At 73.6% G+C, this 14,063-nt stretch carries 17 protein-coding genes; 6 read left to right on the top strand and 11 right to left on the bottom strand.

Annotated elements, in window-relative coordinates:
* Nucleotides 1–180 precede the first annotated feature (180 nt).
* The gene (locus PV682_RS37055; protein ID WP_319736133.1) at nt 181–576 is read left to right on the top strand and encodes a nuclear transport factor 2 family protein; all 396 of its coding nucleotides are present in this window, start codon (nt 181–183) and stop codon (nt 574–576) included.
* A 76-nt stretch (nt 577–652) separates the two neighbouring features.
* Here PV682_RS37055 and PV682_RS37050 read toward each other — a convergent pair whose 3' ends face one another.
* Nucleotides 653–1,021 carry a winged helix-turn-helix transcriptional regulator gene (locus tag PV682_RS37050; RefSeq protein ID WP_319736132.1) on the bottom strand — a complete coding sequence of 123 codons (369 nt, stop codon included), beginning with the start codon at nt 1,019–1,021 and terminating at the stop codon, nt 653–655.
* A gap of 89 nt (nt 1,022–1,110) precedes the next feature.
* On the opposite strand from PV682_RS37050, the gene PV682_RS37045 reads away from it, so the two are divergent.
* On the top strand, nt 1,111–1,539 hold the full coding sequence (locus tag PV682_RS37045; protein WP_319736131.1) for a MarR family winged helix-turn-helix transcriptional regulator: 429 nt from the start codon (nt 1,111–1,113) through the stop codon (nt 1,537–1,539).
* 118 nt (nt 1,540–1,657) lie between these two features.
* Here PV682_RS37045 and PV682_RS37040 read toward each other — a convergent pair whose 3' ends face one another.
* From PV682_RS37040 to PV682_RS37025, 4 genes are all read right to left on the bottom strand, one after another.
* Nucleotides 1,658–1,972 (bottom strand): VOC family protein, encoded by a 315-nt coding sequence (locus PV682_RS37040; RefSeq protein WP_319736130.1) that lies wholly within the window; start codon nt 1,970–1,972, stop codon nt 1,658–1,660.
* A 191-nt stretch (nt 1,973–2,163) separates the two neighbouring features.
* Nucleotides 2,164–2,913 (bottom strand): dienelactone hydrolase family protein, encoded by a 750-nt coding sequence (locus tag PV682_RS37035; protein WP_319736129.1) that lies wholly within the window; start codon nt 2,911–2,913, stop codon nt 2,164–2,166.
* 171 nt (nt 2,914–3,084) lie between these two features.
* Nucleotides 3,085–3,396 carry a hypothetical protein gene (locus PV682_RS37030; protein WP_319736128.1) on the bottom strand — a complete coding sequence of 104 codons (312 nt, stop codon included), beginning with the start codon at nt 3,394–3,396 and terminating at the stop codon, nt 3,085–3,087.
* Entirely contained in the window at nt 3,393–3,578 is a 186-nt protein-coding gene (locus PV682_RS37025) for a hypothetical protein (protein WP_112476295.1), read from the bottom strand. The genes PV682_RS37030 and PV682_RS37025 overlap by 4 nt, the downstream gene beginning before the upstream one ends.
* A gap of 150 nt (nt 3,579–3,728) precedes the next feature.
* Between PV682_RS37025 and PV682_RS37020 the strand changes: the two genes are divergently transcribed.
* The gene (locus PV682_RS37020) at nt 3,729–5,390 is read left to right on the top strand and encodes a TIGR03086 family metal-binding protein (RefSeq protein ID WP_319736127.1); all 1,662 of its coding nucleotides are present in this window, start codon (nt 3,729–3,731) and stop codon (nt 5,388–5,390) included.
* 34 nt (nt 5,391–5,424) lie between these two features.
* Here the strand turns inward: PV682_RS37020 and PV682_RS37015 are convergent, their stop codons facing one another.
* From PV682_RS37015 to PV682_RS36995, 5 genes are all read right to left on the bottom strand, one after another.
* Nucleotides 5,425–6,084 carry an MSMEG_1061 family FMN-dependent PPOX-type flavoprotein gene (locus PV682_RS37015; protein WP_319736126.1) on the bottom strand — a complete coding sequence of 220 codons (660 nt, stop codon included), beginning with the start codon at nt 6,082–6,084 and terminating at the stop codon, nt 5,425–5,427.
* Nucleotides 6,085–6,192: 108 nt separating this feature from the next.
* Nucleotides 6,193–7,398, bottom strand: a complete 1,206-nt coding sequence (locus tag PV682_RS37010; protein WP_407705808.1) for an FAD-dependent monooxygenase — start codon at nt 7,396–7,398, stop codon at nt 6,193–6,195.
* Between the two features lie 542 nt (nt 7,399–7,940).
* Nucleotides 7,941–8,738 carry an ABC transporter ATP-binding protein gene (locus PV682_RS37005; protein ID WP_319736124.1) on the bottom strand — a complete coding sequence of 266 codons (798 nt, stop codon included), beginning with the start codon at nt 8,736–8,738 and terminating at the stop codon, nt 7,941–7,943.
* A gap of 20 nt (nt 8,739–8,758) precedes the next feature.
* Nucleotides 8,759–9,724 (bottom strand): FecCD family ABC transporter permease, encoded by a 966-nt coding sequence (locus tag PV682_RS37000; protein ID WP_319736123.1) that lies wholly within the window; start codon nt 9,722–9,724, stop codon nt 8,759–8,761.
* 56 nt (nt 9,725–9,780) lie between these two features.
* Nucleotides 9,781–10,791 carry an ABC transporter substrate-binding protein gene (locus PV682_RS36995; protein ID WP_319736122.1) on the bottom strand — a complete coding sequence of 337 codons (1,011 nt, stop codon included), beginning with the start codon at nt 10,789–10,791 and terminating at the stop codon, nt 9,781–9,783.
* A 266-nt stretch (nt 10,792–11,057) separates the two neighbouring features.
* Here PV682_RS36995 and PV682_RS44440 point away from each other — a divergent pair, with 266 nt between their 5' ends.
* Complete coding sequence (locus tag PV682_RS44440; protein WP_407705807.1) at nt 11,058–11,324, top strand: hypothetical protein; 267 nt, start codon at nt 11,058–11,060, stop codon at nt 11,322–11,324.
* Nucleotides 11,325–11,415: 91 nt separating this feature from the next.
* Here PV682_RS44440 and PV682_RS36985 read toward each other — a convergent pair whose 3' ends face one another.
* Nucleotides 11,416–12,072: a hypothetical protein gene (locus tag PV682_RS36985; RefSeq protein WP_319736121.1), complete on the bottom strand. Its 657-nt coding sequence runs from the start codon at nt 12,070–12,072 to the stop codon at nt 11,416–11,418.
* Between the two features lie 407 nt (nt 12,073–12,479).
* On the opposite strand from PV682_RS36985, the gene PV682_RS36980 reads away from it, so the two are divergent.
* A complete protein-coding gene (locus PV682_RS36980; protein ID WP_319736120.1) occupies nt 12,480–13,547 on the top strand; it encodes a MerR family transcriptional regulator in 1,068 nt (355 codons plus the stop codon).
* 22 nt (nt 13,548–13,569) lie between these two features.
* Nucleotides 13,570–14,049, top strand: a complete 480-nt coding sequence (locus PV682_RS36975; protein WP_319736119.1) for a hypothetical protein — start codon at nt 13,570–13,572, stop codon at nt 14,047–14,049.
* Nucleotides 14,050–14,063 lie beyond the last annotated feature (14 nt).

Genomic DNA, 14,063 nt, shown 5'->3' with positions numbered 1-14,063 from the left:
CTGTGGCCCTCGTTGATGGTGACCTGGGACACATGGACCCATTGGTTACGTTGAGGTGACCGGTGACCGACGGTGACGATGGCGGGGCGGCGCGATCGGGGGGCACCCCGAGCCGCCGCCCCAGCCAGTTGCCAGAGCGCCACACCGCCCGCCCCGTCGCGGGCATCAGGAGGAACCGTCATGACCAGCGAGAACGTCGACATCGCCCGCGAGTACTTCACCGCCATCCAGACCGGCGACCTGCCCAGGGTCGGGGAACTCCTCGATGAGGACGTCGTCTGGCATCAGCCGGGCGCCAACCGGTTCTCCGGCGAGCACAAGGGGCGTGACGCCGTGTTCGCGATGCTCGGCGGGATGATGGAGGCCAGCCGGGGGAGCTTCGCCATCGACACCGTCCACGCCCTGATGGGCAACGGCGACACGGTGGCCGCGAGCATCCACTTCGCCGGACGGCGCGACGACGCGTCCATGAGCATGGACGGCGTGGACGTCCTGCGCGTCGGCGACGGGAAGATCGTCGAGGTGTGGCTGTTCTCCGCCGACGAGGCCGCCGAGGACGCCTTCTGGGGCGAGTAGGCGGACCCCACCCTGCCCGGCAGAGGGGGCGTTCCGCGGGTTCGGGGCTCGCGGCGGCATCGCTTCCGGGTGCCCGTCAGCCCCGGGCGTCGTACGCCTCGCGGGCCGTCATCACCTCGGTGATGTGCTCCTGCGCCCAGCGGCCCAGCGCTTCGAGGGGTGTGTGCAGGCTGCGGCCCAGGGCGGTCAGTTCGTACTCGACGCGGGGCGGGACCTCAGCGTAGCTGTGCCGCACGACGATGCCGTCTCGCTCCAGGTCCCGGAGGGTGTCCGTGAGGACCTTCGCGCTGATGCCCTCGACCGTCGTGCGCAGGTCGCGGAAGCGCAGCGGGCCCTCGGTGAGGGAGATGACGACCATGGCCGTCCACTTGTTGGCGATACGGGCGAGCGAGGTCCGGGAGGGACAGGTCGCCGTGAGGATGTCGAAGGCCTGAGGCTGTGTCATGCGCGGCATACCTTTGCTGGTTCACGTCGGACGTACGTGCGGGGATACCATTCAGTATCCCTGGAAGCATGTTCTGCGGAAGATACCTTGTGGCTGATCTCAAGCAGGTGTACCGCGATCTCGTCCAGTTCGAGATCGAGCTGTGGAACGCCGTCGACTCCCGGTTGCGGGCCGCGCACGGCCTCCCCCTCACCTCGTTCGAGGTGATGCGGCTCCTCGGGCAGCGCTCCGAGTGCCGCGTCCAGGACGTCGCGGAGGCGTTCGGGATCACGGTCGGGGGCACCAGCAAAGTGGTGGACCGGCTGGAGGCGTCCGGTTACTGCCGCCGCCGTCCGAACCCGCACGACCGGCGCTCCTCCCTCATCGAACTCACCCCTGAGGGACGGCAGTTGACGGACGCGGCGGAGAAGGACTTCGCCGCGGAACTCGACCTGCGGATCGGTTCGGTCCTGTCCGGGGACGAGCTGGAGGCGTTCGGCGCCACGCTCCGTACGCTGCGGGCCGCCCGGCCCCGGTGACAGCGCCGGGCGGCCCTCCCCCGGAGGTCACGGGGCGGGGACCGGGTACGCGCGGGAGTGGTTGCCCGCGGTGACCTGCGGCATGTGGGCCTCGGCGTGTGTGGCGGCCTCCCGCTCGTCAGGTCGCGTGCACCTCGACCGTGCGCCCGTCCGGGTCGGTGAGCAGGTGACGGCCCTCGGCGAGCGGGGGTGAGGCCGTCGCGCTGTCGATCGCGAAGCCCAGCCGGAGGGCGTCGGTCCGGCGGTCCGGGCGGGCGGGGTAGAGCTCGAAGACCGTGCCGTCACCGAGGACGGCGGCGTAGTGGTCGGGGCCCTGGCCGTGCCGCTCCGGCGTGAGGCGCAGGCCGAGGTTCCCGTAGAAGCGCCGGCACTCCTCCAGTCGGGGCGAGTAGAGCACCAGCAGGGTCATGCGGGCCGCGTTCGGGTCGGTCATGTGGGGTCGGGTCCTCTTGCTGGGGGGCGGTTGCGGTCTCCATGGTCCCCGCATCGAGAACGGCCGGGCCGCCTTCCCGCTGGTCGCCGGGCACGAGACCTACGCGAACCTGGAGTACGCCACCCGCCGCCGGGACGCGTACGGCTCAGGCAGCGGGCCCGGTTGGGCAGGACCGCTGCCTGAGCCTCACGTCAGGCGGCGCTTCCTTCGAGCAGCGTGGGCTTCAGGTGGCGGCCGTAGAAGCGGTCCCCGTCCTCCAGCTCGAACCACGGGGTGCCGGTGTGGCCGCCGAGGTTGGCGTGGAGGGTCTTCTGTTCGCTGCCGAACGCGTCGAACAGGTCCAGGGCACGCTCGCGGGGGTTGCCCTCGTCGTCCCACTGGAGCAGGAGCAGCAGGGGGACGGTGACTTTCCGGGCCTCCTCGCGCTGGGCGTGGGGGACGTAGCCCCCGGCGAAGAGGCCGGCCGCCCGGATGCGGGGGTCGGTCGCGGTGAGGTGGATGCCGAGGGCGGCCCAGCCGGAGTAGCCGACCGGGCCGTCGATGCCGGGGAGGTCGAGGAGGGCGTCCAGGGCGGCCCGCCACTCCGGTGCGGCGCCGGTGACCAGGGGGCCGACGAGGGCCTCGAAGGCGTCGTCTGCCGGTTCGCCCGCCCGCATCGCCCGGCGTACGTCGGCGCGGGCCTGGTCGGCGGCGGCCGTACGAGGGCGGTCGCCGCAGCCGGCGGCGTCGATCGAGGCGACCGCGTAACCGCGGGCCGCCGTGTAGCGGGCCCTCGCCTTCAGCCTGTCCTGCTTGCGGGACATGCCGTTGTTGTGGGCCATGAGGATCAGCGGGAGCGGCTGCGCGGAGTCCGGCGTCCACAGGGTGCCGGGGGTGTCGCCGAGGGTGAAGTCACGTTCGAGGACACCGTCGTCGAGGCGCCGCTCGGAGATGAACTGCATGGGTCGAGCCTTTCGGGAGTACACGACGGCGCTCCCGGACGGCCTACCGCCCGACCGTGACCCCTGAGGGGAGCACCCATGTCGATACAGCGTTCACGGGTACCACCTCCTCGTTCTCCTGCACGGCCACCGGAAAGCTAACAGGGGCCGCGCGATCCGCCAACGGGTTTTCTACAGGTCGAGCACAGCGCGCAGGGCGTTGTCCACGCGTTCCTGCTGCTCGGGACCGATGTTGCCGTGCAGCGTGCCGGTCTCGAAGCGTGGGGCGGCCAGTTGGAGGAGGTTGACGGCGACGAGGGAGGCGTCGACCGGCGCGGTCAGGCGCACGCTCATCGCCGTGTCGGGGTGTTGCGCGGGCGCGTGGAGCGCCACGGCGACGACGGCGCCGTACGCCTCGGCGAGGCCGTCGAGGCTGACGACGAGAACCGTGCGGGTGCCTTTGCCGGTGTCGACGTCCCAGACGTCGCCCTTGCGGACGGTCACAGGGCGTCGCCCTCGCCCGCGAGGTCGAGGGGCGCGAGGGAGGCGAGCTTGCGGGCGGCGTCGAGCGTCATCTGGCGGCGTACGGCGCGCACGATGTAGTCGTTCAGCGAGGGGGCGCCTGCGGCGGCGTCCCGCAGGGGCTTGTCCATGGCGTCGGGGATGCGCAGGGTGATGGCGGTCATGACACCGAATCTAGTAGCACGGGTGCCGTCACGGAAGGGGAGCTTCCCCGTCGGCGGCAGGTGCGGCTTGACTCTCCCACGGAGGGAGAGTCGAGGGTAGAGCGCATGCGCAAGGACGACGGGCCGGGGTCCACATGGAGCATCGGGGCCGTGGCACGGCAGACCGGGCTGCCGGTGAAGGTGGTCAGACACTGGTCCGACGTGGGCATCGTCGCGCCGGTTCACCGGACCGCCGGCGGTTATCGCCGGTACGACACCGCCGGTGTGGCCCGGCTCCGGATGGCCCGCACTCTGCGGGACCTGGGGATGGGGCTCGGCGAGATCCGGGCCGCGCTCGACCGCGAGGGCGGGCTCCAGGAGGTGGCCGCGGCCCACGCCGAGGCGCTGGAGGAGCGGATCCGCCGGCTGCGGACCCACCAGGCCGTCCTGCGCGCCGTCACCCGCCGCACCACCCACGAAGGGCTCGCCCTGATGACCCGTACCGCCCACCTGTCCCCCGGTGAACGCCGCGAGCTGGTCCACGACTTCCTCACCGGCGCCCTCGGCGATCTGAACGTGCCCGACTTCCGCGAGGGGCTCCTCTCGGCCAGCGCCGACCTGCCGGAGAACCCCACCGACGAACAGGTCGACGCGTGGCTGGAGCTGGGCGAGCTGATCGCCGGTGACGAACTGCGGGCCGCGATGCGGCGGATGGCCGCGTACGCCGCCCGGCAGGGGCAGGGAGTGCGGGACCCCGGCGCGGCGGCGGAGATGCGCGCGCTCACCGACACCTGGACCGCGCACGTCCGCGAGGCGATGCGGGCCGGCATCGCGGCGGACTCCCCGGCCGCCGATCCGGTCGTCGCGGCCATCGTCGCCGCCTGGCTGCCCAGCCGCGCGAACACGGGCCGGGCTCTGGACACCGGCCGGGCCCTGGACACCAGCCCAGCCTCTCCCACCGACCCGGCCCCGGACACCAGCCCGGCCCTGGACACCGGCCCGGCCTCTGGCACCGGCTCGACCCCGGGCACCAGCCCGGCCGTGACCGCCGACGGCCCCAACGCACGCGGGCTGCTGCGTGAGCAGCTCACCGCCGCCGCCGAGCCCGTCGTCGAGCGGTTCTGGCAGTTGCTGTGCGTCCTCGGTGGCCGGCCCGTGCCCGCCGGGATCGCCGAGGAGGGCCGGTGGCTCGTCGCCGCCCTGCTCGCCAACCCCGCGCCGGGGGTGCGCGGCGCCCGGCTCGAAGCCCTTTACGCCGACGGCACGGACCCCTGGCCGGGAGGGGTGCTGGAGGCTTTCGTCCGGGTCCAGGACACCGTCGGGGCACTGGTGCGCGCGGCGGGGCCGGACCTGTTCGGCCTGCCCACCCCCTGCGCGGACTGGACCGTACGAGACCTGCTCGACCACCTGGTGTGGGAGAACCTCGTGTGGGGCGGCCTGGCGCAGGGCGCGCCGCCCGCGGTCGGCCACACCGAGGACCACCTCGGCGACGACCACGTCACCGCCTTCACGACGGCCGCCGCCGCGGCACGCGCCGCCTTCCGGCAGCCCGGCATGCTGACCCGCCCCTTCGGCCCCGCCCCCGGCCGACGCGTGGTCGAGCAGCTCCTGATCGAACTCCTAGTGCACGGCTGGGACCTCGCGACCGCCCTCGGCCACGACCGCGACCTGGAGCCCGACATCGCGCGCGCCGCGCTGCCGGTGGTCCGGGAGATCTACGGCGGCCTGCCCCGCACCGCCGGCGGGTCACTCGCCCCGGTGCAGCCCGTACCCGAACACGCTCCGGCCCTCGATGAGTTGGCGGCGTTCATGGGCCGGACGCCGCGGTCCTAGACCGTACGGCAGCCGCCGTTTCATGGGCGCGGCGTCACTCGTACCGGTACTTCAGGGAGTCCGCCTCCGCCTGCCGGATGTCCTCGATCGTCAGGTCCGGGTTGCGGAGTTGGGCCAGGGTGACCTCCGCCGAGGTGGGCTGCGCGTCCGCCGGGAGCCAGTCGTCCGGCTTCCATGCCGAGCTGCGCAGGAGGGCTTTCGGGCAGTGGGGGTAGACCGTCTCGATGCCGATGACCAGGGCGCTGGCGGGCGGTTTGCCCACGGCGGTCAGCTGGGACAGCAGGTCGGGGCGGGTGGAGACACAGGCGCGGCCGTTGACCCGGAGGGTCGTGGTGCGTCCCGGGATGACGAACAGGAGCCCGGCGCGGCCGGTGGCGATGACGTTGTGCAGGGTGTCCAGGCGCTTGTTGCCGGTCGCGTCCGGTATCGCGAGCGTCCGGTCGTCCAGGACGGAGACGAACCCGGCGGGGCCGCCGCGCGGCGAGACGTCGCAGTTGCCCTCGGCGTCCGCGCTGGCGATCATCACCAGCGCGGCGCAGCCGATCAACCGGCGTGTCTGCTCGGTGAGTTCGGTCATCTCCTTGCGCCTGGCCGCGTCCCCGGGGTCCTCGTAGGTCAGGCGCAGCGTCTCGGTGTCGCGTACGGCGTCGAGGCTGAGGGAGTCGAAGGCGGTGCCGGTGAGCGATGTCGTCATGCCGTCGACCCTAGGCGGTGCCGGCGATCTTCGCGGAGGAGTTTCCGCGGGGCGGCTGCGCGGGGAGTCCACGTCCCGCCCACCACGCCGACCGCCCCCGGAGCCCCCCTACCGCTTCAGTCGCCGCCCCCCGAACCCGCCCGCGCCGGTCGCCTCCTTCCAGTACGTCTCCAGCGCGGTCTGGTCGAACGTCCGCCAGTTCGGCGTCTCCGTGACCAGCGCCTGCCCGAGCTGCCGTCCGAGGCCGACCATGCCCCGGCCGACGGGTGCGCGGCCCGCGTCGTACGCGGCGAACCCTTCGGACCAGGTGTCCGCCGAGGTCAGGGAGGTTTCCAGGAGGGTGATGTCCTGGAGGGCCTTGACGGCGCCGGCGCCCGTGTGGGGGCGGGCGACCGTGGCCGCGTCGCCGACGAGCAGGGCGCGGTCCACGGCGTAGTGGGGTGCGGTGAAGTCGTAGATGGGCTGGAGGAGGAGTTCTCCGGGGGCGGTCTCCTGGACCAGGTCGGCCCAGTAGGGCGGCAGCGACTCGGCGCAGACGTGGGCGAGGTGGGCGCGCAGTCCGTCGCCCGCCGTGCCCGGGGGGACGCTGGTGGGTGTCTCCATGCCCTGGTCGAGGCCGGGCGGCGGGGTCGAGTAGAGGACCCAGTTGACGCGGTGTCCGCCGGTCCCGTCCGGGATGCGGTACACGACGAGGTGGCCGCCGTCGAAGAGGATGTACGCCCCGTCGCCGTCGGGCAGGAGTTCGGGGTCGCGCAGCCTGCTGTCCGGGTAGGCGCCGCGCCAGGCCAGGTAACCGGCGTACTCGGGGCGGACGTCGGCGTACAGGGCCGAGCGGACCGCGGAGCGGTAGCCGTCGGCGCCGACGACCGCGTCGTAGCGCTCGCTGCGCCCGCCCGCGTGGACCACGGCGCCCCGCGGCGTCACCTCGACCGCTTCGACCGCCGTGCCGGTGCGGACGTCCGTTCCTTCGGGCATCCGGCGGCTGAGGTCCTGCCAGAGGGAGCCCCAGTTGTAGGTGCGGAAGGGGAAGGGCATGACGGCGACCTGACGGCCGCGCGGGTCCGCCGCGCCGTCGCGGACGTAGAACCGGTTGTGGGCGATCCGCCCCCACGGGACGGCGGCGTCGATGTACCCGGCCGCCTCCAGTTCCGCGTACCGGTCGTTGTGGACGGCGACGCCGACCCCGCGCTCGGCCATGCGGCCCGAGGCACGCTCGTACACCGTGATCTCCTCGGCCCCCGCCCGTCGCAGGGCGATCGCCGCCGCGTTTCCCGCGATGCTCCCGCCCACGACCGCAACCCGTCCACCGTGCATTCCGTGCCTCCGAACTTGCCCGCGTACCGCTTCAACGCATCATGCCAGCAGGGTGTTTGCGGTGGTGAAGGGGGAGGCGGGTACTGCGCGGCACGCTCAGTTCGCGGCCGGGCCCAGCAGCCGCGTGCCGGTCGTGCTCTTGACCGTGGTGTTCTGATCGGGGGTCAGGCCCGGGCGGCGGTCGACGAAGCCGACCGGGTGGTCGCCGCCGAGGAGGCGCGTGGGCAGTGCCGGGAGGACGGCGGGGGTGGCAGACGCGGGGGAAGCCGATCGGAACGGCCGGACACGACCGCCCGGGTGCCGCCCCCTCCGACGTCGACGGCGACGCCGCGCCGCCTGACGCGCCGATTCGCGGCGGCGCGGCTCGGGCTCCGCAGCGACCACGTGGCCGGTGTCCGCGGCGGTCCTGCCCCGGCCGTGCCGGAACGCCTTCAGCGGGCGAACCCCTTCTGCCCGACCGACGGCGCGACGGCCGGAGCGTGTGCCGCGGGCTCCCTGCCTCCGCTCGGCGTCCCAGGCGGGAGCAGGGGCCCGGCGTGTGGTCAGCGAGCGCCCTCCCGTCCGGCGTGCGCCAGGGGCTGCGCCGCGTAGGTGATGCGTACGACGCCGTCCGCGTGCCGTTCCGTTGTCGCGTGGACGCCGAAGACGGTCGCGAGGATCTCCGGCGTGAGGACTTCCAGGACCGGGCCCGCCGCGACGACGGTGCCGGCGTCCAGGACCACCAGGTGGTCGCAGAGGCGGGCCGCGAGGTCGAGGTCGTGGAGGACCGCGAGGGTGGTGACGCCGGTGGCGCGGATGAGGCCGAGGAGTTCGAAGCGGGCGCGGATGTCGAGGTGGTTGGTGAGTTCGTCCAGCACCAGCAGGTCCGGGTTCTGGGTCAACGCCCGCGCGAGGAGGGCCCGTTGGCGTTCGCCGCCGGACAGGGAGGCGTAGGGGCGGTCCGCGTACGGGCGTACGCCGCAGCGGTCGATCGCGTCGTCCACGGCCCGCCGGTCCTCCGCGCCGTCCCGGGTCAGCAGGCCGTGGTGGGGGCTGCGGCCCAGGGCGACGATCTCCTCGACCGTCAGGCCGGTCGTGTTGCCCGCGGTGTCCTGGAGGACGGCGGCCGTACGGCGGGCCGCGGCCCGGGGCGTCAGGGACCAGACGTCGTCCTCGCCGACCCGGACCACTCCCCGGGCGGGGCGCAGGGAGCGGTAGACGGTCCGCAACAGGGTTGATTTTCCACTGCCGTTGGGGCCGACCAGGCCGACGATGTCGCCCTTGCCGGCCTCCAGGGTGACGCCGTGGAGGATCGGGGTGCGGTCGAGGGTGACATGGAGTCCTTCGACGGTGAGTCGCATCGGTCCAGCTCCGGGTTCCATCAGTCCAGCCCCTTGTTCCGGCGCAGCAGCCACAGGAAGAACGGCGCTCCCAGCAGCGCGGTCAGGATGCCCAGCGGCAGTTCGTTCGGGCGGCTCAGCGTGCGGGACAGCAGGTCGACCAGGACCAGGTACACCGCGCCCAGCAGCGCCGTCAGCGGCAGCAGCCTGCGGTGGTCGGCGCCGAGCGTGAGGCGGACCAGGTGGGGGATCATCAGGCCGACGAAGCCGATGCTGCCGGCGACGGCGATGACGGTCCCGGTGAGGAGCGCGCACAGGACCAGGAGGATGGCCCGCAGCCGGTTGACGTCGACGCCGAGCGCCGTGGCGGACTCGTCGCCCGCGAGGAGGACGTTCAGGCGGCGGCCGAACAGCGCCAGCAGCACCGTCGCGGCCAGCACGACCACCGCGACCGCGGGCACCTGCTCCCACTCCGCGCCCGCGACGCTGCCCAGCATCCAGAACATCACCGTCCGCAGTTCGGTCGGCGACGCCTGGAGCTGCACGAAGCTGGTCGCGGACAGCAGCACGTACCCGACGGCGACCCCGGCGAGGACCAGCCGGGTCGGGGCGAGGCGCCCCTGTCGCCGGCCGAGCGCGAAGACCACCGCCCCGGCGGCGACCGCCCCGAGGAACGCCGCCCCCGACACCCCGAGCCCGGCGAGCGCGGCGCCGCCGCCGAGGGTGATGACGAGGACCGCGCCGAGCGTGGCGCCGTAGGAGAAGCCGAGGACGATGGGGTCGGCGAGCGGGTTGGACACGACGGTCTGGAGCACCGCGCCGCAGACCGCGAGCCCGGCGCCGACGAGGGCGGCGAGCAGGACGCGCGGGGTGCGGAACGTCCACACGATCTGGTCGAGCGCCGGGTCGGACGGCGGGGCGCCCACGCCGGTGACGTGGTGCAGGACGATCGTCCAGACGTCGCCGACGGGGACGGTGACCGCGCCGACGCTGATGCCCAGGATCATCGAGACGGCCAGCGCGCACGGCAGGAGCGTGCACGCCAGCGCCGTCCGGTACCGGGTCAGAAGGCGTCCGGGTGCAGGGTCCTGGCGATCTTCTCCACGGCCAGGTCGTTGCTCGGGCCGAGGTACATCGAGTCGGACAGCGTCACGTACGTCTTGCTGCGGGCGGCCGGCCACTGGGGGAACTCCTTGAGCAGTTTCTCGGCGTAGGCCGCCGGGTTCGGGTCGTTGTAGGCGATGACGACGAGCGCGTCCACGCTGGTCGCGGCGGCCTTCTCCTTGCTGAGGTCGGCGAAGGTGGTGGTGGCGGCGTCCGCGAAGGCGTTGGCGGCGCCGGCCTTGGCGAGGATGTCGTTGAAGATGCCCCGGGAGACGACCGAGCTGAAGTCGTTGGTCCCCATGGACATGTTGGAGAAGAGGACCATGACGTTCGGCTTCTTCGCGGCCCCGGTCCTCGCCGTGACGGCCGCGATGCGCTTCTGCGAGGCGGCGACGAGCCGTTCGGCCCGGTCGGGGACGCCGAAGATCTTCCCCATGTCGCGCAGGAGCCGGTAGCTGTCCGCGACGGTCATCTTCGACGGGTCCTGGTCGCAACCCGCCGGGGAGACATAGCTGTTGGCGCCGACCGTCCTCAACTGCTCGCGGGTGGCGAAGCCGTTCTTCTCCTCGAAGCCGTACGAGGTGACGGACAGGACGAGGTCGGGGCGCAGGGCGAGCATCGACTCGCGGGGGATGTCGTAGGCGTCGTTCGGCTTCACGTTCCCGGTGGGCAGCGCCTTGATCTCGGCGGCCCGGCCCGGGACCTCGGAGGCGCCGTAGCTCTGCTGGTTGGCGACGATCCGGTCCCCCAGGCCGAGGGCGAGGAGGGTGGAGACCTCGGCGACGGAGGCGCCGTTCATGACGACGACCCGGCGCGGGGACTTCGTGAACGTCACCTCCTGCCCGCAGTTGGTCAGGGTCACCGGATAGCCGGCTTCCGCCGTACCGCCCGCCCGCTCCCCGGCGGGCGACGCGCCGCACGCCGCCGTGAGCAGGCACAGCGCGGCGGCGACCGGCCGTTTGATCGACATGGAGGCTCCTTGCTTCAGATGTTCCGGTGCAGTAGTCGGGCGCCGGGACCGGTCAATTCCCGCGAACATGCGTCAACTTCCTTGCGTACAAGGCGACTTCAGGAGAAACGTCTCGCGCCGGTCGTCGGGGGGCGTCTCCGGCGGGTCCAGGAGAGCGATCCCGTCCCCGAACCCCGGCACACCCCGGGACTGGGCGCGCTCCGCCTCCGTCTGCCCGTCGCGGGTGCCGGCGATCCGGGGTCGTACGGCCGCGCGGCGGAAGCGCGATGGACGGCAGCCGGGTGCGGGCGGAGGCGCGGCCCTCGAAGCGGTTGCCGAGGGCGCGCGCGAAGGTGTCCTGGGCGAGATCGTCGGTGGTCTGCGGGTCGCCGCTGAGGTGGGCGACGAAGCGCGGGACGTCGCCGTGGAGCGCGCGGACGAAGTACTCGGCCGCGCCGGCGTCGCCGCTGCGGGCGGCCAGCGCCCGGGCGGTCGCGGCGTCGGCGGACGTGCGGTCACCGCACGTCGCGGGCAGGGAAGAAGCGGTCACGTGATGTCCCTCTCGGTCCTCGAACGGGTGCGCCGGGCCGACCCGGCCACGGCGGTGCGCGGGGCGCGAAAGCCGCCCCGGTGGTTCCGGCCGCCTCAGCGGGCAGCGGCACCCGTGGGCGGTCCCCGGGAGGTGACGGAGAAGCAGAGGAGGCGGCGGGCGGGCGCCGGGTGGTCGCCGGGGCGGCGCCGGGGCGCGGGCGGGTGGTGCAGGGCGGGGACCGCGAGCAGCATCCGCAGGGGTGCGGCGAGGCGTACGGCCACGGCCGACAGGACCCGGAAGACGGCACGTTCGCCGTGGGCGAGCCACAGTCCGCACAGGACGGCGGCGAGGAGGTGGGCGGTGGCCATGCTGGGGGTGTGGAGGGCGGGTTCGGTGCCGTGGGTCGTGTGCGCGAGGTGCGCCGCGTGCGCCATGGGGGCCATTGCCGTGCCGCCCAGGCCGTCCATGCCGGCCGTCCCGCCTCCGGACCCCGGCACGCCCCTCGCCGCGGGCGCGAGGCTCTGCGCCGCGGCGAACGTCTCGTGGAGTACGACCTGTACGGCGACCACACCCCCGACGATCACCGCGCTCCCCCGCTGCCTCCCGGCCAGCCCCCAGCCCGCCGCCCCCACGACGGCGCCCCCACCGGCCACCGCCCACCACGGAACCGGCGTACCCGACATGACCCCGTGTCCGACGGCGGCGAGGAGCGCGCACACGGCGGCGAACACGCCCGCCCGCAGCGCGCGGCACCACCCTCCGACGGTCATCGCACCCCCTCCGCACCAGAAGTCGGCCGATACCCCCTCCGAGTTCCCGGCCCCTGCTGGTGGCGTACGTCACGCCGACCGGAAACAGCCTGCGCCTTGCCGACCCCGCTGCCTGCCAGCCCTGCGCCTTACCGAGCCTGGTTCCCTGCCGGCCCTGCCCTTTTCCGGCCCTGCGCCTTGCCGGGCCTGCCCTCTGTCGGCCCCGCCCCTTGCCGGCCTTGTCCCTGCCGAGCCTGCCCCCTTGTCAGCCCCGCCCCCTTGCCAGGCCTGCCCCCTGTCGGCCCTGGCCCTGGCCCTGGCCCTGGCCCTGGCCAAGCCTGCCAGCCCCGCCCCTCGCCGACCCCGCCGCCGCTGATGCCCCACCTCGGCCTTGACCTTCGAGTTGGTCGAAGCCCAATGATGGCGACGTGCCGAATTCCGACCTGATGCCCATCGGCGTCTTCGCCCGACGCACCGGCCTGACCCCCAGCGCGCTGCGGTTCTACGCCGACTCCGGGCTGCTGCCCCCTGCCGAGGTGGACCCGGTCACGGGCTACCGCTACTACTCCGCCGACCAGGTCGCGCGGGCCACCGCCCTGCGCCGGCTCCGCGAGATCGCCATGCCCCTCGCCACGGTCGAGGCGGTCCTCGACGCCGAGGCCGGGGAGGCGGCGCGGCTGCTCGACGAGCATGTCGCCCGGATCGCCGAGGACGCGGCGGCGGCCCGGCAGAAGGCCGCTGCCGTCAAGGCCGCGCTCGGCGGCGACGTACCCGGCGTACTGATCGCCCTGCTCAAGGGACCCGTGCTGGCGGACGCGGTCGAGCAGGTCCTGACCGCGACCGCGCACGAGCCGGGCCCGGCGGTGCTCGCCGGCCTGCATCTGGAGGCGCGTCACGAGGAGATCGCCCTCACGGCGACGAACCGGTACCGGCTCTCCACCCGGACCCTGGTACCGGCGCGGCCGGCGGAGCGGACGTGGGCCGGCACGCTCGACGGCGACGACCTGCGGGCCGCTGTCGCCACCGTCCGGCGCAGCCCGCTGGTCCGCGTCGAAGCGGTGCCGCACGGAATCCGGCTGCGGATGCCCGAACGCGAGGACCGCTACTGCCGCTCACTGTCCGAGGACTTCCCCGACCACCGGCTGATGCTCGCCTCCCTGGGCGAGACCAGCACCCGCGCGACGGTCCCGAAGGCTCTGCTGCTGCGCGCCCTGGAAGAACACCCCGGCGAACACGTCACGCTGCATATCTCCGCTCACGGAGTGACCGTCAGCCCCTCGCACGGCAAGGACCCCGATGACCGGCTCCCCGCCACCGTGACGGGCGAGCCCCTCCGGATCCGGTTCGAGATGACCACGCTCTATCCCGCCGTGAGCACCGCCATCGGCCCCGACGTCCTGCTCGACCTGCGGGGACACGACAGCCCCGTCACGATCCGTTCCGCCGACCGCGGCGACCTCACCACCCTGGCGATGCCCGTCCAGTGCGCCCCCTGAGACCGACGACAAGGAACACGTCATGCCCTCCGCGCCCGACCCCACCATGGAAGCCATCGCCCAGGCCGTCACCGAAGGCCGAGCGGGCCACGTCTCGTCCGCCCGCCACAAGCTCCAGGCCCTGTGGTCGCAGATCGGCGTCACCGGCGACCCGCTGCACCGCTGCTCACTCGCCCACCACCTGGCCGATCTCCACGACGACCCCGCCCAGGCCCTCGCCTGGGACGTCCGGGCCCTGGACGCCGCCGACGCCGTGACCGACCAGCGCGTCCAGGAGCACCACGCCGGCCTGCGCATCGCCGGCTTCTACCCGTCCCTGCACCTCAACCTGGCCGACGCCTACCGCCGCCTCGGCTCCTTCGAGGCGGCGGCCGAGCACATCGAGGCAGCCAGGGAACACGCCCCGAGCCTCCCCCAGGACACGTACGGCGCCTTCCTGCGCACCGCCCTCGACGAGGTCGCGGAGACCGTCTCCCGCCGCGACACCACCAAGCGCCCCTGACACCGTGCCGCACG

Origin of the sequence: Streptomyces niveiscabiei, from assembly GCF_033794345.1 — a bacterium.
Taxonomy (GTDB): Bacteria; Actinomycetota; Actinomycetes; order Streptomycetales; family Streptomycetaceae; genus Streptomyces; species Streptomyces niveiscabiei.
The sequence above is the reverse complement of the archived record's forward strand: the minus strand, read 5'-3'. Positions and strand labels throughout refer to the sequence as shown.